Below are 21718 nucleotides of genomic sequence, written 5' to 3' on the forward strand. Positions count from 1 at the left end.
GCCATCGCCTGACAGCCGTGCGGGCGCGCCGTCACTCCACCGCGACGGCGCGCCCCCGGTCCCGGCGGCGGTCCCACAGCGCCGGAGCCAGCGCCACCAGCATCACCCCCGCGGTGAGCGCGAACGCCCACCGGTACCCCGTCCCTCCCGCGACCGCCCCGAAGGCCGACGCGCCGACGCCCATCGCCCCGTCGTAGGCGACGTTCCACAGCGCGGTGACGGTCCCGAACCCGGCCGCCGGCACCCGCTCGTACATCAGCGCCAGCGTGGCGTTCTGCACGACGCCGAAGCCGAGGCCGAACACCGCGGCCCCCGCCACCACGGCCACCGCACTGCCCGTCCAGGCCAGCAGCAGCACCCCGCCCGCCGAGGCCACCAGCGCGGGCAGCACCAGCCGGGCCGCGCCGCGCCGGTCCCCGTACCGCCCGGCCAGCCAGCGACCCAGCGTGGCGGCGCCCGGCTGGACGAACAGCGCCACCGCAACGGCGTCCGCGGACGGCACCGCCAGCGGCAGGAAGGTCACGATGATCCCGGCCCCCAGCGCCGTCGAGGCGAACACCACGGCCGGGCGCAGCAGTCCGCCGGAGCGCAGCCCCTGCCGGATGCCGACGGTCGCTCCGCCCGTACGGTCACGCTCGGGCAGGGCGGGGACGGACGCGACCGCGACCAGCGGGCCCGCCGCGCCGATCGCGAACACCCAGCCGTAGCCGATGTGTTGGGCCAGCCAGACACCGAGCGGCAGTCCGAGCACGGCGGGCACGCCGGAGACCAGGCCGACCAGCGCGAGGCCCTCGCCGCGCCGCTCGGCGGGGATCAGCGAGGCGGTCAGCGCCCCGCCCGCGACCAGGGTGATCGCGAAGCCGAGGCCGCGCAGCAGGCAGACCGCGACCACCGCCGCCATGCTCCCGGTCAGGGCGAGCACCAGTGCGGGCGCGCCCAGCAGCCCCAACCCGGCGGCCAGCACCGGGCGGTAGCCGAAGCGGGCGGTCAGCGTGGGGGTGAGGAACTCGCCCACCACGGTGGCGAGCATCAGCGCACCGGTGGCCAGGCCCGCCGCGTGCTCGCCACCGCCGGACTCCTGGGCGTACAGCGGGACGGTGGACAGCAGCAGGTTGAAGCCGATCGAGCCGCCGAGCAGGGAGACGAAGCGCACCAGCAAGGCCCTGGTCATCAGCGGCGGACGGTCCGAAGCGGATTCTCGGGACTGGGAGTTGGCGATCGTGGTCACCCGCAGACGGTACCCGGCACCGCGCCGGACCGCCGGTGCGAACCGGCCTCCGTCAACGATGCGTCAAGATCCCCCTTCACACGCCTTACCGCGCGGGCCGGGCGGGCGCATACTGTGCTGCGCGCGACGCGCCCCGGCGACAGGGCCACTCCGGACCCGGCCCGGCCGCGCCGCGACGGGGAGAAGGTAGAACAGGCGTGGCAGTACTCGTGATCGTCGTCGTGGTCGTCCTGCTCTGGCTGATGACCGGCGTGCGGGTGGTGCAGCAGTACGAGCGCGGCGTGGTGTTCCGGCTGGGCCGGGTGCGCGGGTCGGCCCGCCAGCCGGGCCTGACCCTGCTGGTGCCGGTGCTCGACCGGATGCGCAAGGTGAACGTCCAGGTCGTCACCATGCCGGTGCCCGCCCAGGAGGGCATCACCAAGGACAACGTCTCGGTGAGTGTCGACGCGGTGCTGTACTTCCGCGTGGTCGAGCCGATCAAGGCCACCGTGGACGTGCAGAACTACAGCTTCGCCATGCTGCAGGTCGCCCAGACCTCGCTGCGCTCGGTCATCGGCAAGAGCGAGCTGGACGACCTGCTGTCCGGCCGGGAGCACCTGCACCAGGGCCTGGAGGTCATGCTGGAGAGCCCGGCGGCGGGTTGGGGCGTGCACATCGACCGGGTGGAGATCAAGGACGTCAGCCTGCCCGACTCGATGAAGCGCTCGATGGCCCGCCAGGCCGAGGCCGACCGTGAACGCCGCGCCCGGATCATCACCGCCGACGGCGAGTTCCAGGCGGCCGCCAAGCTCGCCGAGGCGGCCGGGATGATGGCCGACACCCCGGCGGCGATGCAGCTGCGCATGCTGCAGACCGTGGTCGAGGTGGCGGCCGAGAAGAACTCGACGCTGGTGCTGCCGTTCCCGGTGGAGCTGCTGCGCTTCTTCGAGGCCTCCACGGCGCGCGTCGCCGAGGGCGCCGACCCCGCGGCGCAGGCCCCGGCCGTCCCGCCGCAGGCGCCCGCCGACGGCGGCTGACGACGATTGGCCGGCCCGGATCGTTCCCGGGTCGGCCATAGGTCCACTCTATGACGTCATAGATCAGCACCGACTACACCTCCGCGTGACCAGCGGGTTGGCTGCAAGGGTCCAGACCATTGGCCTCCCGCTGCGCCCGACCGGAGGAACCGCCCGCATGACCCGCCCGATCAGAGTCGCGATCGTCGGAGCCGGCCCCGCCGGCATCTACGCCGCGGACGCCCTGCTGAAGTCCGACGCCGCCCAGACGCCCGGCGTCTCGATCGACCTGTTCGAGCGGATGCCCGCCCCGTTCGGCCTGATCCGCTACGGGGTCGCCCCCGACCACCCGCGCATCAAGGGCATCGTCACCGCCCTGCACCAGGTGCTCGACAAGCCCCAGGTCCGGCTGTTCGGCAACGTGGACTACCCGTCCGACCTCACCCTGGACGACCTGCACCGGTACTACGACGCCGTGGTCTTCGCCACCGGCGCGACGGCCGACCGGGCACTCGGCATCCCCGGCATCGACCTGGACGGCTCGTACGGCGCGGCGGACTTCGTCTCCTGGTACGACGGCCATCCGGACGTGCCCCGCAACTGGCCGCTGGAGGCCGAGAAGGTCGCCGTCCTCGGCGTCGGCAACGTCGCCCTGGACGTCGCCCGGATCCTCGCCAAGACCGCCGACGAGCTGCTGCCCAGCGAGATCCCGCCGAACGTCCACGAGGGCCTGAAGCGCAACCGGGCCGTCGAGGTCCACGTGTTCGGCCGCCGGGGCCCGGCGCAGGCCAAGTTCAGCCCGATGGAGCTGCGCGAGCTGGACCACTCCCCCACCATCGAGGTGATCGTCGCCCCCGAGGACATCGAGTACGACGAAGGCTCGATCGCCGAGCGCCGCGCGGTCAAGCACGTCGACCTGGTCGCCTCGACGCTGGAGAACTGGGCGATCCGCGACGTCGGCGACCGCCCGCACCGGGTCTACCTGCACTTCTTCGAGTCCCCGGTGGAGGTGCTCGGCGCGGACGGCCGGGTGGCCGGCCTGCGTACCGAGCGCACCGAGCTGGACGGCACCGGCAACGTCCGCGGCACCGGCCGCTTCACCGACTGGGACGTCCAGTCCGTCTACCGGGCCGTCGGCTACTACTCGGACGAGCTGTCCAAGCTGCCCTTCGACCCGGTCGCCGGCACCGTCCCGCACGAGGCCGGGCGCGTCCTGGAGGGCGACGGCTCGCACCACACCGCCACCTACGTCACCGGTTGGATCAAGCGCGGCCCGGTCGGCCTGATCGGCCACACCAAGGGCGACGCCAACGAGACCGTGGCCTGCCTGCTGGCGGACCACGCCGCCGGCAAGCTGCCCGGCGCGGTCGAGCCGGACCCGGCGGCGGTCGAGGAGCACCTGCGCGGGCGGGGCGTCCGCTACACCACCTGGGAGGGCTGGCAGCTGCTCGACGCCCACGAGCGCGCGCTCGGCGAGGCCGAGGGCCGGGAGCGGGTCAAGGTGGTCGAGCGCGAGGAGATGCTGCGCCACAGCGGGGCGTGACAGCGCCTTACGGGCGGACGATCGGCAGCAGCACCTCGTCCACGATCGCGGCCGGGTCGAGGTTCGCGCTGTCGCCCCCGCACATCTTGATCCGGTACAGCATCAGCGCCGGGACCACGTCGGTGACCAGCGGGATGACCGCCCCCGGGCGGACCTCGCCCCGGGCGGTGCCCCGGTCGAGTACCTCGGCGATCAGCGCGGTGGTGGGCCCGACCACCCGGTCCAGCACGAGTTCGAGGAAGGCGTGCGCGCGCTGGTGGTCGAGCTCGCTCATGATCGCCCGGACGGCGGCGCCCAGCTCGCTGAACATCGCGGTGCGCAGCCCGGTCACCACCTCCAGGAGGTCCCCGCGCAGGCTGCCGGTGTCGGGAGCAGGGGCGGCCGGGGGCAGGCTGGCCCGCAGCGCGTCCATGACCAGGTCCTCCTTGGAGGACCAGCGGCGGTAGAGCGCGGCCTTGCCGGTCTGCGCGGCGGCAGCGACGCCCTCCATGGTGAGTCGCGCGTAACCGTCGGTGGTGAGCTGCTGGAGGGCCGCCTCGTAGATGGCGCTCTCCAGCGCCTCGCCGCGCCGCCGGAGCGGGGCGGCCGCCGTCGCTGCGCGCGCGGGGCCGGTTTCAGCGGACATGGCTGCGCACCTTCCGGGGGGGTCCTGTACTCCAGGCCTCCTACCGATGTTAGTGAACGAACTCGTTCCCTCCCAAGCACCGTGCGGGGTTCGGCCGCCTGGGGCGGCGCCCGGTCCCGGAGGCCGGGGACACCGGTGTCGGCGATCGCAAATCCCATGAAGCAATCAGATGACCTGTACACATAAGGGTGTTCGCGGCGCTGTTCGCGTGACTCCCGGGCGCCGCCACCCCGACGACGGGCTGCCGGTCCGCTACGAACGAGGGACACCATCCCCCGCCGAGAGGAAGTCCCCTCCGTGGCCGTACCCACCACCTTCGACCAGAGCGCGACCGGCTACAGCCTCGCCCACGCCTACTGCCTGGCCAAGGCCTCCGACCTCGCGTACCAGGACGACGCCACCGTCGACCGGCATGCCCGCGACTGGGGCTTCGACACGGTGCGCCACCACGAGACCCGGTTCACCCCGCCGTTCCCGCTCCAGGACACCCAGGCGTACACCATGGCGAGCGACCGGATGATCGTCACCGCCTTCCGCGGCACCGAGCCCAAGGAGGTCCGCGACTGGCTCACCGACTCCACCACCCCGCCCTGGCCCGGGCCCGCCGGAACCGGCTACGTCCACTTCGGCTTCGCCGAGGCCCTCGAATCGATCTACCCGGACGTCCGCAAGGCCCTCACCGAGCTGCACACCAACGGCCAGACCGTCTGGCTCACCGGCCACAGCCTCGGCGGCGCCCTGGCGATGCTCGCCGCCGCCCGCCTCAGCATGGAGGACCCGCGACTCACCGCCGACGGCGTGTGCACCTTCGGCCAGCCCCGCACCTGCGACCGCATGCTCACCGCCGCCTACAACAAGGGGCTCAAGGGCCGCAGTTACCGCTTCGTCAACAACCACGACATCGTCCCGCAGCTCCCGCCCGAGCCGGCCTTCACCCACGTCGACGCCCTGCGCTTCATCGACTCCGCCGGTACGGTCCACGAGGGCGCCAGCGGCCTCCTGGCGGGCATCGCCAACCGCGCCAAGGGCCTGACCTCCGCCGCCTTCGAGCCCACCGGCGAGGGCGTGCGCGACCACTTCATGCGCAACTACCTGACGGCGCTGGAGAAGAACCTCTGACCGCCCGGACCTCCCGGACATGAACCAGGGCAACAGCGGCCGGTTCCGCAAGGACGACGGGGTGTACCAGGACGGCGGCCTGCTGATCCACCTGCCGGACGAGAACCGCTGGACGGCGGTGTTCCTCGCCTTCCAGTCGCAGTCCTGGCACACCGACGACCGCACCGGCCACACCCTGCCGGCCTCCGTCCCGCACCCGACCCCGGCGCCGCACGGGACGCCGCTCGGGACGCCCGGCAACCAGGCGTAGCCGGGGGCCGGGTCGCCGGTGCGCAGCACGGCGATGGCGATCGGCGACATCCGCCCGTGGCACTCGCTGGGACCGCCCTCGACCTGGTCGAGGACGTGCCGGGAGTACAGGCAGGACGGGCAGTGGTTGCGCCGCGTGCCGTCGGCGGCGTAGGTGGACACGGTCAGCCCGCACCAGGTGCAGGTGAAGGTGTCGGTCTTTCTTTTGAGTGTTGGTGGTGCTGGACACCCGGGGTGCTCCTTGCTGGAAGGCTTGCGATGACAGCAAGAGCAGGCCGAGCGGCCTCGACGGGAATGGTCGTTACGCGGTGCGGCGAGGCGCGCTCGGCGCGATCCGGGACATCAGGACACCCTCTCCGGTGGGCACGTGGCCCTTGATCAGGACGAACAGTGGAGCGGCCAAGCTAACAGCGCCGTCCGCGGCGGCGCCACCGAATTAATTCGTGATCGGCGGATTGGGCCTGGTCAGCCCGCGGTCGTAGGCGAAGATCACCGCCTGTACCCGGTCCCGGGCGCCGATCTTCGCCAGCACCCGGCTGACGTGCGTCTTGACGGTCGATTCGGCCAGCACCAGGCGCTGGGCGATCTCGCTGTTGGTCCAGCCCTGGGCGATGGCCACCAGGATCTCCCGCTCGCGCTCGGTCAGCGCGTCCAGCCGGGGGTCGTCGACCGGCGCCGCACCGGGCGGGCGGACCGGCAGGTGGTGGGCGTAGGCGTCAAGCAGGCGACGGGTGATCGCGGGCGCCACCACGGCGTCGCCCTCGGCGACCGCGCGGATCCCGGCGAGCAGTTCCTCCGGGCGCGCGTCCTTGAGCAGGAAGCCGCTGGCCCCGGCGCGCAGCGCGGCGTGGGCGTACTCGTCGAGGTCGAAGGTGGTCAGCACGAGGATGCGCGAGCGGCCGCCGGAGGCGACGATCTGGCGGGTGGCCTCGATGCCGTCCATGCCGGGCATCCGGATGTCCATCAGCACGACGTCGGGCCTCAGGTCGGCGGTCAGCCGCACAGCCTCGGCGCCGTGGGAGGCCTCGCCGACCACCTCGGTGTCGGGCTGGCTCTCCAGCAGCATCCGGAAGCCGTAGCGCTGCAATGGCTGGTCGTCCACGATGAGGACGGTGGTCACGTCGGGCCGCCTGTCGGGTCGGGGGTGAGGTCGAGTACGGCCTCCACGGTCCATCCTGCCCCAGGGCCGGGACCGGCCGTGACGGTGCCCCCGTACACGGCCGCGCGTTCGCGCATGCCGGCCAGGCCGTGCCCCTCGCCGGCCGGCCGGACCGGCCGGGGAGTACCGGAGGGCGGGCCGCTGTCCTGGACGCTCACCCGCAGCCGGGCGGCGTCGGCGGTCAGGGTCACGTGCGCGCGGGTGTCCGGGCCGGCGTGCTTGAGGGTGTTGGTGAGGGCCTCCTGCACGATGCGGTAGGCCATCAGCTGGACGCCTCGGTCCAGTTGGTCCAGGTCGCCGCCGACGGTGTACAGCACCTGGGGGCCGGCGGCGCGGATACGGGCGCACAGCCCGTCGAGGTCGGCGATGCCCGGCTGGGGGTTGAGCTCGGCCCCCTCGTCGCCCTGGTCGCGCAGCACGCCGAGCATCCGGCGCAGTTCGCCGAGCGCCTGGCGGCTGGTCTCGCCGATCAGCTGCAGCGCCTCCCGGCCGCGCTCGGGCGAGGCCTGGGCGGCGTAGGCGCCGCCGTCGGCCAGGGTGACGATGACGGACAGGTTGTGGCCGATGATGTCGTGCATCTCCCGGGCCACCCGGGTGCGTTCGGTGGCGGCGGCCAGTCGGCTGCGCTGGTCGCGTTCGATCTCCAGCCGGGCCGCCCGCTCGCGCAGCCCGGCGAGCTGGGCGCGGCGCACGCGCACCGCGATGCCGAGGGCGACGGCCGCCGTCGCGGCGCTGACCAGGAAGAACAGTGCGTCCCCGACCGGCAGTCCGCCGCCGGAGACCTCGACGGCGACCAGCGCCATCGCGCCGACGATCACCGCGCAGGACCAGGCCAGGTGCCGCAGCCGCCCGTGCAGGGCCAGGCTGTAGAGGGCGAACAGCAGGGCGGCGTCGGCGCGCAGGGCAACACCGAGCGACCACTGCAGCACGAACACCGCCATGATCGCCGCGAAGGCCTCGGTGGGCCGGCGTCGGCGCCACAGCAGCGGCAGGACCAGGCCCGCCTGGAGGGCCAGCATGGCCGGCAGCGCCGGGCGGACCAGCACGACCCGGTGCTCGTGCGGGGGCTCGCCGTGGCCGGGGAAGAGGTCGGGGAGGCAGAACATCAGGAAGACCACCGCGACCACGGCGGTGTCCAGCACCCAGGGGTGGGCGCGGTCCGCCTCCCGCACCCGCTGACCGATCCGGGCCAGCCGGGCGAACAGCGGGTGGCCGGACAGCGTGTCGGCGGCCACGAGCGGGCCGGTGGGGGTGGCGTGGTCCTCGCTCACCGGTGGCGCCTCCCTGGTGGTGGTGCGGGTGGTACGGGTGGTGCGGCGCCGGTCGGATCCGACACCGCACCGGGAGTGTCTCAGGCCCGGGAGCCGGTACGGACGCGGACGTCCGTACCGGCTCGGGTTCCGTGCGGGCTCGGGCGCCCGGACGGGCTCAGGCGTCCGTGCGGACCAGCCGTACGGCGGCACCGGCCAGCGCGAGCACCGTCCAGCCGAGGAAGACCAGCAGTCCGGCCGTCGGCGAAAGCGTGGTCGTGTCGTGGTGGAGGGCGAACATCGCCTCGCCGGCGTGGCTGGGCAGGTAGGGGCTGATGTGGTCCTGCCAGGAGCTGGGCAGCAGCGAGACCAGCCCGGGGATCAGCATCAGCGAGGCGACCAGCACCGAGATGCCGCCTGCCACCGAGCGCAGCAGCGCGCCGAGGGCGACGCCGATCACGCCGACCAGGCCCAGGTAGAGCGCGGCGCCCAGCAGGCCCCGCACGACCCCGGCGTCGGAGATGGTCATCGCCGCCCGGGTGCCGGAGAGGATGCCGCTGTCGGCGAGGAAGGCGACGAACACCCCGACGGTGCTCAGGACCAGCGCGATCAGGCCGTACACCGTGGCCTTGGACCACAGCACCGGCAGCCGGCGCGGCACGGCGGCCAGGGTGGAGCGGATCATGCCGGTCGAGTACTCGCCGGCCGCGACCAGCACGCCGAGGACGCCGAGCGCCAGCTGGGCGAAGTTGGTGCCGAACAGCGAGAGGCTCAGTGCGCTCGCGCTGGCGAAGTCCCGGTCCATCGGGCGGCCCGAGGTGATCCGCGACTTGAACTGGAAGGCGGCGATCAGGCCGAAGGCGACCAGGAAGAGCAGCGCCAGACCGGCGGTGATCCAGGTCGAGCGCAGCGACCACAGCTTGGCCCACTCGGAGCGCAGCACGCGCGCCGCGGTCACCTTGTAGGCGGGGCGGGCGGGGCGCAGCTCGGCGGGCGTGGCCGGCTGGGAGGTCACAACGGTGCTCATGCCGCGCTCCTCGGGGTCTCGGTCTCGATCTCGATGCGGGCGGTGGTGGTGCCGTGGTACTCCACGGCGTCCCTGGTCAGGTCCATGAAGGCCTCCTCCAGGGAGACCGTCCGGGGGGTGAGCTCGAAGACGGCGATGCCGTGCTCGGCGGCGGTGAGCCCGATCTCGCGGGCCGTACGGCCGGTGACCAGCAGTTCTTCCGAGCCGGACCGGCCGGTGATCTCCACGCCGGGCCCGGCGAGCGCCGAGCGCAGTCGGGTCGGGTCGGCGCTGGCCACCTTGACGGCGTCGCCGCCGGCCTCGCTGATCAGGTCCTGCACGGTGGTGTCGGCGAGCAGCCGGCCGCGACCGACGATGATCAGGTGGTCGGCGACCAGCGAGACCTCGCTCATCAGGTGCGAGGAGACGAAGACGGTCCGGCCCTCGGCGGCGAGGGAGGTGAGCAGGTTGCGGATCCACAGGACGCCCTCGGGGTCGAGGCCGTTGACCGGCTCGTCCAGCATCACCGTGGCCGGGTCGCCCAGCAGGGCGGCCGCGATGCCGAGGCGCTGGCCCATGCCGAGCGAGAAGGCGCCGGCCCGCTTGCGGGCCACCGACTGCAGGCCGGTCAGCTCGATGACCTCCTCGACCCGGCGGCGCGGAATGCCGTGGGTGTGGGCCTGGGCCATCAGGTGGTTGAACGCCGAGCGGCCGGGGTGGATCGACTTGGCCTCCAGCAGCGCGCCCACCTCCTGCAGCGGCGCGGCGTGCTCGGCGTAGCGGCGGCCGTTGACCCGCACCGACCCGCTGGTGGGCGCGTCGAGGCCGACGATCATCCGCATGGTGGTGGACTTCCCGGCGCCGTTGGGCCCCAGGAACCCGGTCACCGTCCCGGGCCGAACCGTGAAGTCCAGCCCGTCCACGGCGGTCTTCTCCCCGTACCGCTTCGTCAGCTGGTGCGCCTCGATCATCGCTCGCCCTTACGCTCAGGGGCCGGGCTGTCCCGGCCGCCACGCTTCCACGCTAGGTGCGACCGGCGCCGGATCCGTGGCACCGCGGGCTGATCATCGGGCGGCCCGTAGTACCGCGGTACCACGCCGCCGCGCTACTCCGGCCGTCCTGGCACGAAATCCGGTACCGCCGCCGCCCGCGGCCGGTCGAAGATGGGGCATGGACGTTCGGAAGGTGGCCCTGCGACAGATGACGCCCTCGGAGTACCGGGCGGCGACCGAGATCCGCGAAGCCGAGACGACGCGCGAACTGGCCAAGCTCATGCCCGAGGAGCTGGCCCGGGACCGCGCTCGCCAGGGCACCGCCAGGTTCCTCCCCGACGGCCTCGCCACCGCCCGCCACCACCTCGTGGTGGCCGAGAACGACTCGGGCGAGACCGTCGGCACCGCCTGGATCGGCCCCGATCCCCGCGCGGAGGCCGGCACCTCCTCCTCCGCCTGGCTCTACCACATCCGTGTCCTCCCCCCGTTCCGCCGCCGGGGCTACGGCTCCGCCATCCTCACCGCCGCCGAGCAGTTCGTCGCTCGCGAGGGCATGACGGAGCTGGGCCTGAACGTCTTCGGCGGAAACGAGGCCGCCATCGCCCTGTACCGCCGCAGCGGCTACGGCGTGTCCTCGATGTACCTGAGCAAGCAGGTGCGGGAGTGACCGGCGTCGGCCCCTGCGGGGAGTGCGGTGCGCCGGGGTGCGAGGAGCTGTTCCAGACGCTGCTGGCGTTGGACCACGGGCGACAGGAGCCGTGGGGGCCGTTGCACGGGGTGTCGGTGTCGTGCTTCCTGCTGCAGCATCCGGGCCGGCTGCCCGGCGACGGCGGGGCGCGGGCGCGGGAGTTCCTGCGGGCGTACCTCGGCGGGGGGCTCGCGGAGGTGGACCGGCTGGTGGAGCGGGCTCGGCGGGCCAATTCGCACCGGATGAGGGGCGAGGCACCCGAGGTGGTGCGGGAAGCCCCGAGGGAGGTACCGCGGGGCGGGTACGGCGTCACGATCGCGGAGGTCGCGGTCGACGGGACGTTCCCGGCGGAGGGCTTCCCGGAACGGGTGCGGGCCTGGGCGGCGGCGACGGTCGCGCCGTGGGAGCGCCACGGAGCGTAGCCGCACCGGGACCTGGACGGGACCGTGGCCCCATGCGCAGGGGCGGCGGCCCCACGAGTGACGGGCGTGGCGCGGACGGTGACCGCGGGCGCGAGGTCGCGCCCGCCGGGGCGGGCGCGGGCGTGCACCGCCCCGACAGGCGCCGGTCTCGGCCAGCGCGGATACTGGGGCGGCAACCCGAGGCGGCCCCGGCGGCCGGGGACGGCCGTCGACGCGCCGCGGAATCGAGGAGTACGCCGTGACCGGACCCGTTGTCGTCGGCTTCGACGGCTCGCCCGAGAGCCTCGCCGCCACCGAGTGGGCGGCGCTGGAGGCGCAGCGTCGCGGGCTCGGCCTCGAAGTCCTCCAGGCCTGGCCCTGGCCGAAGCGGGACGTGGTGGGCAGCGACCAGACCTACCACCGCGCGCTGGCGCACCTGGCCGACCGCGAGGCCGGGTTGCGCGCTCTGGTGCCCGGGGTGCCGATCTCCTCCGAGGCCGTGGCCGCCGATCCGGTGGAGGCGCTGGAGGCCTCCTCGCGGACGGCGGCCGTGCTGGTGCTCGGCTCGCGCGGGCTGGGCACCGTACGCGGCTTCCTGACCGGTTCGGTGAGCCAGGAGGTGCTGCGCCGGTCGGCCTGCCCGGTGGTGCTGGTCCGGGCCCACGAGAGCGAGCCGACCGGTCCCGTGACGGTCGGCCTCGACCTGGCGCACCCGGCGGAGGAGGTGCTGGCCTTCGCCTTCGAGGCCGCCGCGCTCCGCTCGGCGCCGCTGCGGGTCGTCCACGTCTGGAGCCCGCCGGCCGGCAGCGAGTACATGTCCTACGGCGCGATCGGCGGGCTGGAGGGTGAGGTCTCCGCCGTCGAGCGGACCGGCCTCGCCGAGGCGCTGGAGCCCTGGCGGGCCCGTCACCCCGAGGTGGAGGTGACGGACGAGCTGGTCCGGGGCAAGGCCGCCGTCGAGCTGGTCGACTCGGCGGCGACGGCCCGGCTGCTCGTCGTCGGCCGCCGCACCCGGCACCTGCCGCTGCGCCACCACCACCTCGGCCCGGTGGCACACGCGGCGATCCACCACGTGCACTGCCCGGTCGCCGTCGTCCCGTACGGCTGATCCGGGCGAAATGACCTCCCCGATGCCTCCCGCTTCGCAAGCCCACCGTTCGGCCCGCCGTTGGGCCCACCCCTGAGGAGTACGTCATGGCCGATCACACCCGCGCCCACCTGCTCGCGGCCATCGATCTCGCGGCCTCCGCCCGAGCGCACGGCAACCACCCCTTCGGCGCGCTGCTGACCGACCCCGACGGGGGCGTCCTGCTCACGGCCGAGAACACCGTGCTCACCGACCACGACGTCACCGCCCACGCGGAGACCAACCTGGTCCGGCAGGCCTCCCGCGCTCTGGCCCCGGCGCAGCTCGCCAAGGCCACCCTGTACTCCAGCACCGAGCCCTGCGCGATGTGCGCCGGCGCGATCTTCTGGAGCGGCATCCGCCGGGTCGTCTACGCGCTCGCCGCGACCGACCTGAACGTCATCGCGGGCATGGATCCGGAGGAGCCGGTGCTCCACCTGCCGTGCCGCCAGGTCTTCGCGGCCGGCGGCAGCTCCGTGGAGGTCTCGGGGCCGCACCTGTACGAGGAAGCCGCGGCGGTGCACACGGGGTACTGGGGGTGAACCGCGAGGCCGCACGGTCGCGGCACCGCACCGTGGCCCGGTACCCGGCCAGGGGCCGGGCGCCCAACGGGGGTTACCGGCCCCGGAGCGGACCGCGGCCATGCGGCAGACTGTTCGACGTCGCGGACGGCAGGGCACGGGGAGGGACAGCGATGGGCACGGATGTCGTCAGGGAGTTGGGGGCGGCACTCGGCTGCGGCGACCGGGCGGTGGTGGACATCGGTCCGGGTCACCGTCGGCTGGCCGTCCCGGACCGGCACAGGGGCCGGTTCACCGTCGACGTCCTCGGCGACGACGGCGCGGCGCGCCGGGTGGTCCACCTGCTGCCGGGCGGCGGACTCAACGTCGCCGCCGACTACTGCACCGCGCAGGGCCGGAGCCTCGCGCACTTCCTCGCCGACCACGGGTACCTGGTCATCGGCACCACCCCGCCCGAGGACGCGCTGACGCCCGACCGGATCGGGCCGCAGTGCGCCGACTGGGGCCTGGACGGGCACCGCACGGACCTCGAACGGGTCGTTGCCGCCGTCGAGTCCCTCACCGCCCTGCCCTACGAGCTGCTCGGCCACTCGGCCGGGGCCGCGCTCGCCCTGGCCACCGCCGCCCGGAACCGGGGCGAGGCCCTGCGGCGGGTGCTCGTCCTCGACACCACCGGTCCCTACGACCCGGAGACGGAACCGGAGCTGGTCGCGAAGGCCGAGGCGCTGACCCGCCTGTTCCAGCAGCAGCTGGAGGCGGGCGTCTGGACCGTCGACCCCGGTCTCAAGGGCCTGTTCGCCCGCGCCACCACCGCCCCGGACGCCCCGAGCGGGGTACCACGGCCGGTGGACGGAGCGGGGCAGTTCAGCAACCTCGGCCTGCTGCACTACGCCCTGACCCACACCCGGGACCTGCCCGGGCCCGCGAGCTGGATCCACCACCGGGGACACAGCAGCGGCACCTACGCCTTCGGCACCACCCCCGGGGAGGACCGCTTCGCCCTGGAGCACAGCCCGCTCGCCGTCTGGACGGAGGCGATCGGCCGCCTCGGCAGCGGACTCCAGCCGACCGCGCTGCTGCGCGACCTGGCGGCCGTCTGGGCCGGTCTGACGGAGGTCCACCGGATCGACTGGGCGGCGATCCGAGCCGAGGTGGTCTGGGTGAACGCCGAGTTCGGACGCGGGGACCACGACCTCGGTGCCCGCCTCATCCGCCGGGGCGGCGCCCGGGTGGACTACCGGGTGGTGCCGGGCTACGGCCACGGCGACGTGGTCTGGTCGGCCACCGCCGAACGCGACGTGTGGGAGTCGTTGCTGCCCCGCCGCTGAAGGCCGCCCACACCGGTCATTCAGCATCCGGTCCGGAGTCACCGAAGGCGGACGGCCCCGCACAAGGTGTGGTTGCAGAGGGTGCCGGGGCTGTCCTCCAGGCCCCGACCCCCGTGGTCGCCGGGATGCCCGGCTACCACTTCGTCCACGCCGATGCGACCGCGGCGGAGGCCGGAGGAACCTGGAAGCACTGCACCCCGGCAACCACAGTCGACAGCAACTGACGCCCAGTGGACGGATCGGACGTCAGCACTGGCAGCCACCTGTTCAGCGACGCCCGCCGGCCTCAACGTCCTCCCGGCTGCCCAGGAAACCGGCCACCAGGTCGCAGAACTCCGCCGGTGTGTCGACCCAGGGCCAGTGCCCGCATCCGGACAGCACCTCCAACCGGGCGACCGGGTAGCAGGACGCGACGAGCCGTGTCGGCGCGCTGCCCGTCACGCCGTCCTCGGCACCGGCAACCACCAGCACCGGGCTGAGCACAGCAGCGCGGCGGGCAACTTCAGCTGCGGCAGCCGCTGCGGAGACAGGGCTCACATAGAAGGTCTCGCGCAGCCACGAAGGCGGCTGCGGATAGTCGGCCTCGGCCTCGTGGTGCCTTCGCGTCGCCTCCGACCAGGCACCGTAGCTCCACGGCAACGCCCCGGCCGCCAGTGCCTCAGCACTTCCCGGCTCGCCGGCACGCCGTTCCCGAATGACGGCCACCTCAGCCTCATCCACCTCCCGGGCGACCAGGCCGGCAGGCGTGACCAATATCAGTTTCCCCAACCGCTCCGGGTAGCAGGCCGCAAACGCCTGAGCTGTCAGGGTGCCGGCAGAGTGGGCGAGCAAGTCCATGCGCTCCATGCCCAGGTGTCGGCGCAGTTCTTCCACATCCCGGCCCTGCTCGGTGAAGGCGCAGCTGCCACGGTCCGCAGGAACCTCAGACCGCCCGGCGGCACGGGCATCCAGCAGTACCAGAGTGCGGTGGCGATCCAGACCTCCGAGATCGCCGAGATCGCGAACGTCCGCCCCCGGTCCGCCCGCCAGGCAGACCAGCGCTGGGCCACTCCCGGCAACCGAGTAGAACAACCTGGTTCCGTCATACGAGGTGAAACAAGGCACGAGCCGCATCCTCGCAGGGAATGGCTTCCACCCTCCAGGCCGCGTCGATCCGCTTCCAGTGGCGACGACGGGAGTCACCTACAGTGACGGCTTCCTCGGCGGATCGGAGGAACACCGATCACTCGATCAACGGCCCTTACCGGTACCAGCCCCCCTTGGCGCCCTGGCCGTGCTGTTCACCGTGACCATGGCGCCCGGCACGGCCCAGGCGTGCTCCCCCGTGCGCCCGCCGCCGCACATCGGTCGGCTGCTCTCGACGCTGGTCGAGCCGTCACAACGCTACGCCGTCGTCTTCGCCGACTCGGGCTCCGGGGCCGGGCCGGGGGCCGACATCGACTCCTGATCCGGCGTCGGGTTCGGCCGGGCCAGGCAGGCGACCGCCGTGGCGAGGGCCGCCAGCACGACCGCTCCCGCCACCGCGCCGTGCAGGCCATCGGTGACCGCCTCCCCGACCGCGTCGCGGACGCCGGCCGGCAGGCCGGTGAGCGACGCCGGGGTGAGCCCGCCGCCACCGGTGAGCCGGGCGGCCGGCTCGGCGCCGAGCCGCTCGGTGAGGGTGTCCGCCATCCGGGCCGTGTAGACCGCGCCGAGCACCGCCATGCCCAGCGAGCCGCCGATACTGCGCACCAGGGTGACGACCCCCATCGCGGCGCCCATGTCCCGTGGCGGGACGGCGCCCATCGAGGTCAGCAGGGTGCTCTGCATGACCAGCCCGATCCCCACCCCGGCGACCGCGGTGAGCCCGGAGGCGACCACCCGCGGCGTGCCGGTACCGAGGAGCAGCAGCAGGGCCGCTCCGGTCAGGGCGATGGCGCCGCCGGTCAGCGGGTAGCGCCGCTCGCCGCCGGTGCGGCTCATCAGCTTGGCGGTGACGAGCTGGGAGCCGACCATGCCGAGCATCAGCGGCAGCAGCAGAAGGCCGCCGGTGGTCGGCGTGGCACCCTGGACGAACTGGAGGTACTGCGGCAGGTAGCCGGCCAGGGCGACCATCACCGCACCGATGAGGAAGCCCAGCACCTGGGCCACGGTGAAGTTGCGGTTGCGGAACAGCGCGGGCGGCACCAGCGGTCCGGGGACCCGCCGTTCCACCCGGGCGAACCAGGCGAGCGCGACCACCGCGACGGCCCCCGTGCCGAGGATCCACGGCGAGGTCCAGGCGTATGTCACACCGCCCCAGCTGCCGATCAGGGTGAGCCCGACGATGCCGGTGGTCAGCAGGACGAGGCCCGCCCAGTCGAAGGGGGCGCGGACGCGTTCCGTCCGCAGCCGTACCCCGAGCGCGACCGCCACCAGGGCGAGCAGGCCGACCGGCAGGTTGACGTAGAACGCCCAGCGCCAGTTCAGCCGGTCGGTCAGGAAGCCGCCCAGCAGCGGCCCGCCGACGAAGGCGACCGGCATCAGGACCCCGACCACCGCCTGCACCCGCCCCCGGTCGGTGGCCGGGACGATCACCCCGATCACCGAGAGCGCGCCGACCATCAGCCCGCCGGCCCCGACCCCCTGGAGCGCGCGGAAGGCGATCAGTTCGGCGATGTCACGCGACAGCCCGGAGAGCACCGAGCCGGCCAGGAACACCACCACCGCCCACTGGTACGCGCCCTTGCGCCCGTACAGGTCACCGAGTCGGCCCCAGAGCGGGGTGGCGGCGGCGGAGGTGAGCAGGTACCCGGTGACCGCCCAGGAGAGGTGGTCCAGCCCGCCGAGGTCGCCGACGACGGTCGGCAGAGCCGTGCCGATGATCTGCCCGTCGAGTACGGAGAGGAAGAAGCCGAGCATCAGCCCGAGGATGCCGAGAAGCGGCGGCCTGGGGCGCCCCTCGGCCGGTTCCGTCACCATGGTTGGTCCGCCTTTCCCGTGTTCCAGTAGTCCGCCTGTTCGTCTGTCGGTTTGCCTGGCTGCCCGTTTGCCTGGCTGCCGGTTTGCCTGGCTGCCCGGTGCCGGTACCGGTGCCCTGGTCAGGCCGCGAACGGGCGGGCGCGCCGGGCCTCGCGCAGGGCCTGCGCCCACCAGGCCAGCTGGTCGAGCATGGTCTTGGCGGCGGCGTCGGCCGCCGGGTCGAGGGCCTTGCCGTCGGCGTCGAAGCGCTGCGCGGCGCCGTGGAAGCTGACCGTGTTGCGGATCGTCGTGGCGTTCAACTCGGCGAGCACCACCCGCAGTTGCTCCACCGCGCGGAGGCCGCCGGAGAGCCCGCCGTAGGAGACGAAGGCGACCGGCTTGCCGTGCCACTGGCGGTTGTGCCAGTCGATGGCGTTCTTCAGCGGAGCCGGGAAGCTGTGGTTGTACTCGGGCGTGACGATCACGAAGGCATCGGCGGCCTCCAGGCGGGGCGAGACGGCCGCGAGCAACTCAGCGTCGACCGGGTCGAGTTCGCCGCCGAAGGACGGGAAGGTGGTGGGCAGCGGGGTGTCGACCAGGTCGACGAGGTCGGCGGCCATGTCGGCGCGGGAACCGAGGTGGCCGAGCAGCCAGTCGGTGACGACCGGCGCGAACCGGCCGTCGCGGGTGCTGCCGACAAGTACGGCCACCCGCAGCTGCTCCTGTGCCTGCCCGGGCCGCGCCTGCTGCTGGTCGTTGGACATGGGGGGTCCCCCTCCGAGTCGATGTGTACGACGTATCAGATGGATACAACGTACACATCGACGCGTACGACGTCTACTACAGATACGTCGTACGCTCGGAGTGGTACGGTGGGCCGACAGCCGGCCGGAAGGAGCCCACCGCCATGCCCGCCCCGCAGGCCCCCACCGGGGACGACGACCAGGCCAAGCCCCAGACCTCGCTCTGGGAGCGCCTCGACCGCCCGGCCCCCGCCCCGCGCACCACCCTCACCCCGCACCGGATCGCCGAGGCCGCCGTCGCCATCGCCGACGCCGAAGGCCTGGACGCCGTCACCATGCGCCGCCTGGCCACCGCGCTCGGCGTCGCCCCGATGGCCGCCTACCGGTACGTGTCCGGCAAGGACGAACTCATCGAACTGATGGTCGACTTCGTCTACGGCCGTCTCCCCCTGGACGCCCCCGCCACCGACTGGCGCGACACCATGCGCACCCTGGCCGTCCAGCTGCGCGCGATGAGCCTGGCTCACCCGTGGACCGCCCGGGCCGCCGCCTCCGCCCTCACCCCCAACCAACTGGCCGTCCCCGAGCGCGCGTTCACCGCCCTCGCCGGACACGGCCTGGACGCCGACACCACCATGGCGGTGTTCCGCACCGTCACCGGCTACGTCCGCGGCTCGGTCTCCGCCGAGATCGCCCTCCTGGCGCTGCAGCGCGAGCACGGCTGGGCCGACGGCGACGAGACCCGCGCCGGCCTGGCCTCGCGGATGTCCTGGCTGATCAACACCGGCCGCTACCCCGCCTACCAGCACTACCTCCGCGAGGGCACCCGCAAGGACGACCAGGACTGGCAGTTCGAGACCGGCCTCGACTGCGTCCTCGACGGCATCGCCACCCGCCTGGGCATCTGACACCGGCCACCCGGGGGCGGCCGTGAACGCCCGCCCGCCGCTCCGACCCCTGTCCGGCCGAACATCCGTTCAGTAGCATGAACTCGCCTCCGCCCGTGGCCCCGAGGGGACGAGTGACCGCCGTGATCGCCCTGACCGCAAGCAGCCTGCCCGTCGACGTCGTGGACGTCGACATCATGGACATCGACGTGGACGTCGACCTCCTCCTGGACGGCGATGACGCCGACTTCCCGTCCCCGGCGATTCTCGCGGCCGGGGCTCCGATGCTCACGGCCCCGCCGCAGAGCACCCTGGGCGTCTTCGAGTTCGACGCCCCGATCCTGATGCCGCCCACCCCGCAGATCAGCCAGATGGAGCCCTCCCCGCAGATCACCCAGATCGACTTCGAGCTCGACGCACCCGTCCTGGCGGAGCCCACGCCGCAGATCATCCAGACCTACGTCCAGCTCGACCCCCCGGTCCTGGTGGACCCGTTGCCGCCGCAGAGCACCCAGATGGTCGTCGACTTCACCGACACCGCGGACACGGTCTGAGGCCAGCGCCGCCACATGGACTCCGACCGCCGCTCCGCGCACCGCTACACCCGCCCCTTCGACCGCTTCCCCTCGCGCCAGGAGCACGAGGCCCGCTGGGCCGAACTGTCCCGGGCCATCGCCTCGGCCGGGCCACCGACCGGTGAACCCGCCGAGCCCAAGGGCGAGTTGACCGTCCTCGGCTCCGGCATCGAGGCCGCCGGCTTCACCCGGGCCGACGAGCAGCTGCTCCGCGAGGCCGACCACGTCTTCCACTGCGTGGCCGACCCCGCCACCGTTGTCCGCATCAACGCCTGGCGCCCGGACGCCTACGACCTCAGCGTCCTCTACGACGACGCCAAGGACCGCTATCTGACGTACATACAGATGACCGAAGCGGTTCTTCACTTCGTCCGCGCCGGGCGGCGGGTGGCGGCGGTCTTCTACGGCCACCCGGGCGTCTTCGTCCTCTCCAGCCACCGCGCTGTCCGCATCGCCCGCCGCGAGGGCCACACCGCCGTGATGCGGCCGGGCATCAGCGCCCTGGACGTGCTCTGCGCCGACCTCGGGGTGGACCCGAGCAGCCCCGGCATGCAGACCTTCGAGGCCTCCGACCTGCTGATCCGGGGCCGACGCATCGACCCGGGCCTGAACCTGGTGCTCTGGCAGGTCGGCGTCGTCGGCGAACTCGACTACCAGCGCGCCGGGTTCACCAACCGCCACCTGCCCGTCCTGCTGGACCGGCTGGAGGAGGTCTACGGCCCGGACCACACCGTGGTGAACTACATCGGTGCCCGCTACCGGGGCCTCGACCCCGTCACCGCCCACCACACCGTCGCCGCCCTGCGCGACCCTGCCGTTCAGCGCACCGTCACCAGCGCCTCCACCTGGTACCTGCCGCCCGCCGTCGCCGCCCCGGCCGACCCGCAGGCGCTCGAACGCCTCGGCCTGCTCAAGCCCGGCCAGAGTGTCCGCCCGCCCGACGGCCCCCTGCGGATCATCGATGAGTACGGACCGCGCGAACTCGCCGCCCTCGACGGCTTCACCGACTTCCGCATCCCGGCCGGCTTCCACTGGCAGCAGGACACGCCCGGCGCCCGATTCGTCCTCGCCCTCGGCGAGGACAGCGTCCTGCGCGAACGCTACGTCCGGGAGCCCGCCGCCGCCGTGGCGGACTGGGCCCCGCCGGAACTCGGCGAGGCCGAACGCGCCCTGCTGGCCCGTCGCGAGGACCTGGCCCTGCAGGCCGCCGCCCGAGGAGTCCGCCGGCGGCCCACGCCGGAGGCGGCGCGACGGCTGCGTACCCTGCTCACCCGCAAGTCCGAGGCGCGCAGGCTGCTGCGGGACGGCGCGGCGGACCGGAAATCCCTGCGGCGCGACCTCGACTCGGTCCTCGCCGGAGCCCTCTACCCGTGGACGGGCCTGTACGGCACGCCGGACGGCGAACTCTCCGTCTACCTCCTGGGCCGGGCGACCGACCCGCCCCGGCACCGGGTCTACGTCAACGGCCGCCGGGTCGCCGACCCGCGCTACGAGCACGGCGTGCTGCGCTGGCGCGGGGCGGACGGCAGCGGCGGTGCCGGTTCCGGAGTCGGTGGTGAACTGCGGACGGAGTTCGGCCGCGACGGGCGGCGCCGGCTGATCGGCACCGTGGGGCGCGCGGTGCGCCTGACCGAGTACCCGCTGCCGGAGGTCCCGCCGCTCGCCGACCTGGTCGGCGCCTACCGGTCCGGGGGCGTGCGCGTGGACGTCGCACCCGACGCCCTCGGCTCGGCCCCGCGTCTGCGCGTCACCGTCGACGGCGAACCCGCCACCGCGGCGGTGGTGATCGGACCGGCGGGCTTCGAGGTGGACGGCCTCACCGTCCCGTTCGACCGTGCGGCGCCGGACGCTCCCCCGCGCCTGTACGGGACCTACCGGCTGCGGCTGCCGTCACGGCCGGGCGGCGCGCAGCTGCGGGTCGCGGAGGACGGCGTCACACTCGACGGACAACCCGTCCCCAAGGCCGAGTCGAACGGCCGCCGCCTCAGCTGGCAGGACGGCCCGGACCCGGTACCCGGCGCCGACCTCACCCTGCTGCTCGACCCGATCACCCTGCACCCGATGCTCCACGGCACCGGACGAACCACGGACGGCACACCGTTCCCGCTGATCGGCATGGTCCCGGTCGACGCCGAGGCCGCCCAACGCCTCGCCGCCCGGCCGCAGTTCGGTATCCCGGCCGGCCCGTGGGCCGGGCTGACGGCACTCGCCGCCGGGGCGAGCCAGGACGGCGGGCTGTTCTGGTGGCACGGCTGGGAGCAGTCGGCCACCGCCCTGCGCACCGTCGAGCGCGCCCTGTGGGAGGACGGACGGTAGGCGCCGACACTCAGAAGGACGGCCCGGCCGGCGGCCGCCCGACGATCG

20 protein-coding genes and 2 pseudogenes are annotated in these 21718 nt (G+C 73.6%); 12 read left to right on the top strand and 10 right to left on the bottom strand.

Features of this window, described 5'->3' with window-relative positions; translation table 11 throughout:
• Positions 1–31: 31 nt before the first annotated feature.
• Positions 32–1228, bottom strand: coding sequence for an MFS transporter (locus ACIRYZ_RS24665; protein WP_402947663.1), 1197 nt, complete (start codon positions 1226–1228; stop codon positions 32–34).
• 242 nt (positions 1229–1470) lie between these two features.
• Between ACIRYZ_RS24665 and ACIRYZ_RS24670 the strand changes: the two genes are divergently transcribed.
• The gene (locus ACIRYZ_RS24670; protein ID WP_402947822.1) at positions 1471–2244 is read left to right on the top strand and encodes a slipin family protein; all 774 of its coding nucleotides are present in this window, start codon (positions 1471–1473) and stop codon (positions 2242–2244) included.
• 157 nt (positions 2245–2401) lie between these two features.
• Positions 2402–3766, top strand: a complete 1365-nt coding sequence (locus tag ACIRYZ_RS24675; protein WP_402947666.1) for an FAD-dependent oxidoreductase — start codon at positions 2402–2404, stop codon at positions 3764–3766.
• Between the two features lie 7 nt (positions 3767–3773).
• Here ACIRYZ_RS24675 and ACIRYZ_RS24680 read toward each other — a convergent pair whose 3' ends face one another.
• Positions 3774–4391: a TetR/AcrR family transcriptional regulator C-terminal ligand-binding domain-containing protein gene (locus ACIRYZ_RS24680; RefSeq protein ID WP_402947668.1), complete on the bottom strand. Its 618-nt coding sequence runs from the start codon at positions 4389–4391 to the stop codon at positions 3774–3776.
• Between the two features lie 297 nt (positions 4392–4688).
• Between ACIRYZ_RS24680 and ACIRYZ_RS24685 the strand changes: the two genes are divergently transcribed.
• Both ACIRYZ_RS24685 and ACIRYZ_RS24690 read left to right on the top strand, forming a co-directional pair.
• Entirely contained in the window at positions 4689–5510 is an 822-nt protein-coding gene (locus tag ACIRYZ_RS24685) for a lipase family protein (RefSeq protein WP_402947671.1), read from the top strand.
• A 19-nt stretch (positions 5511–5529) separates the two neighbouring features.
• Positions 5530–5709, top strand: a pseudogene (locus tag ACIRYZ_RS24690) (DUF2278 family protein); the annotation flags it as partial.
• A gap of 62 nt (positions 5710–5771) precedes the next feature.
• Here ACIRYZ_RS24690 and ACIRYZ_RS24695 read toward each other — a convergent pair.
• From ACIRYZ_RS24695 to ACIRYZ_RS24715, 5 genes and pseudogenes are all read right to left on the bottom strand, one after another.
• Positions 5772–5954, bottom strand: a pseudogene (locus ACIRYZ_RS24695) (RNHCP domain-containing protein); the annotation flags it as partial.
• Positions 5955–6195: 241 nt separating this feature from the next.
• Entirely contained in the window at positions 6196–6879 is a 684-nt protein-coding gene (locus tag ACIRYZ_RS24700; RefSeq protein WP_387628609.1) for a response regulator, read from the bottom strand.
• On the bottom strand, positions 6876–8189 hold the full coding sequence (locus ACIRYZ_RS24705) for a sensor histidine kinase (protein WP_402947675.1): 1314 nt from the start codon (positions 8187–8189) through the stop codon (positions 6876–6878). Before ACIRYZ_RS24705 ends, ACIRYZ_RS24700 begins: the two co-directional genes overlap by 4 nt.
• Before the next feature lie 157 nt (positions 8190–8346).
• Positions 8347–9195 carry an ABC transporter permease gene (locus ACIRYZ_RS24710; RefSeq protein WP_402947678.1) on the bottom strand — a complete coding sequence of 283 codons (849 nt, stop codon included), beginning with the start codon at positions 9193–9195 and terminating at the stop codon, positions 8347–8349.
• A complete protein-coding gene (locus ACIRYZ_RS24715; RefSeq protein ID WP_402947680.1) occupies positions 9192–10145 on the bottom strand; it encodes an ABC transporter ATP-binding protein in 954 nt (317 codons plus the stop codon). The genes ACIRYZ_RS24710 and ACIRYZ_RS24715 overlap by 4 nt, the downstream gene beginning before the upstream one ends.
• A gap of 199 nt (positions 10146–10344) precedes the next feature.
• On the opposite strand from ACIRYZ_RS24715, the gene ACIRYZ_RS24720 reads away from it, so the two are divergent.
• The 5 genes from ACIRYZ_RS24720 to ACIRYZ_RS24740 all read left to right on the top strand — a co-directional run bounded on the left by ACIRYZ_RS24720 (position 10345) and on the right by ACIRYZ_RS24740 (position 14230).
• The gene (locus ACIRYZ_RS24720; RefSeq protein WP_402947683.1) at positions 10345–10833 is read left to right on the top strand and encodes a GNAT family N-acetyltransferase; all 489 of its coding nucleotides are present in this window, start codon (positions 10345–10347) and stop codon (positions 10831–10833) included.
• Positions 10830–11276, top strand: a complete 447-nt coding sequence (locus tag ACIRYZ_RS24725; RefSeq protein ID WP_402947685.1) for a DUF5946 family protein — start codon at positions 10830–10832, stop codon at positions 11274–11276. Before ACIRYZ_RS24720 ends, ACIRYZ_RS24725 begins: the two co-directional genes overlap by 4 nt.
• A 238-nt stretch (positions 11277–11514) precedes the next feature.
• Complete coding sequence (locus ACIRYZ_RS24730; RefSeq protein WP_402947688.1) at positions 11515–12363, top strand: universal stress protein; 849 nt, start codon at positions 11515–11517, stop codon at positions 12361–12363.
• Positions 12364–12449: 86 nt separating this feature from the next.
• Positions 12450–12923, top strand: a complete 474-nt coding sequence (locus ACIRYZ_RS24735) for a nucleoside deaminase (protein WP_402947691.1) — start codon at positions 12450–12452, stop codon at positions 12921–12923.
• Positions 12924–13075: 152 nt separating this feature from the next.
• Positions 13076–14230 (top strand): thioesterase domain-containing protein, encoded by a 1155-nt coding sequence (locus ACIRYZ_RS24740; RefSeq protein ID WP_402947694.1) that lies wholly within the window; start codon positions 13076–13078, stop codon positions 14228–14230.
• 267 nt (positions 14231–14497) lie between these two features.
• Here ACIRYZ_RS24740 and ACIRYZ_RS24745 read toward each other — a convergent pair whose 3' ends face one another.
• The 3 genes from ACIRYZ_RS24745 to ACIRYZ_RS24755 form a co-directional block, all read right to left on the bottom strand.
• Positions 14498–15343, bottom strand: coding sequence for an alpha/beta fold hydrolase (locus ACIRYZ_RS24745; protein WP_402947696.1), 846 nt, complete (start codon positions 15341–15343; stop codon positions 14498–14500).
• Between the two features lie 270 nt (positions 15344–15613).
• Positions 15614–17170, bottom strand: a complete 1557-nt coding sequence (locus ACIRYZ_RS24750) for a DHA2 family efflux MFS transporter permease subunit (protein WP_402947699.1) — start codon at positions 17168–17170, stop codon at positions 15614–15616.
• Positions 17171–17289: 119 nt separating this feature from the next.
• Positions 17290–17913, bottom strand: a complete 624-nt coding sequence (locus tag ACIRYZ_RS24755; RefSeq protein WP_402947702.1) for an NADPH-dependent FMN reductase — start codon at positions 17911–17913, stop codon at positions 17290–17292.
• A 143-nt stretch (positions 17914–18056) separates the two neighbouring features.
• Between ACIRYZ_RS24755 and ACIRYZ_RS24760 the strand changes: the two genes are divergently transcribed.
• From ACIRYZ_RS24760 to ACIRYZ_RS24770, 3 genes are all read left to right on the top strand, one after another.
• Positions 18057–18800 (top strand): TetR/AcrR family transcriptional regulator, encoded by a 744-nt coding sequence (locus ACIRYZ_RS24760; RefSeq protein WP_402947705.1) that lies wholly within the window; start codon positions 18057–18059, stop codon positions 18798–18800.
• 113 nt (positions 18801–18913) lie between these two features.
• Positions 18914–19333: a hypothetical protein gene (locus tag ACIRYZ_RS24765; RefSeq protein WP_402947707.1), complete on the top strand. Its 420-nt coding sequence runs from the start codon at positions 18914–18916 to the stop codon at positions 19331–19333.
• A 15-nt stretch (positions 19334–19348) separates the two neighbouring features.
• The gene (locus ACIRYZ_RS24770) at positions 19349–21670 is read left to right on the top strand and encodes an SAM-dependent methyltransferase (RefSeq protein WP_402947710.1); all 2322 of its coding nucleotides are present in this window, start codon (positions 19349–19351) and stop codon (positions 21668–21670) included.
• Positions 21671–21718 lie beyond the last annotated feature (48 nt).

The organism is Kitasatospora sp. NPDC101155, assembly GCF_044768305.1.
Lineage (GTDB): Bacteria > Actinomycetota > Actinomycetes > Streptomycetales > Streptomycetaceae > Kitasatospora.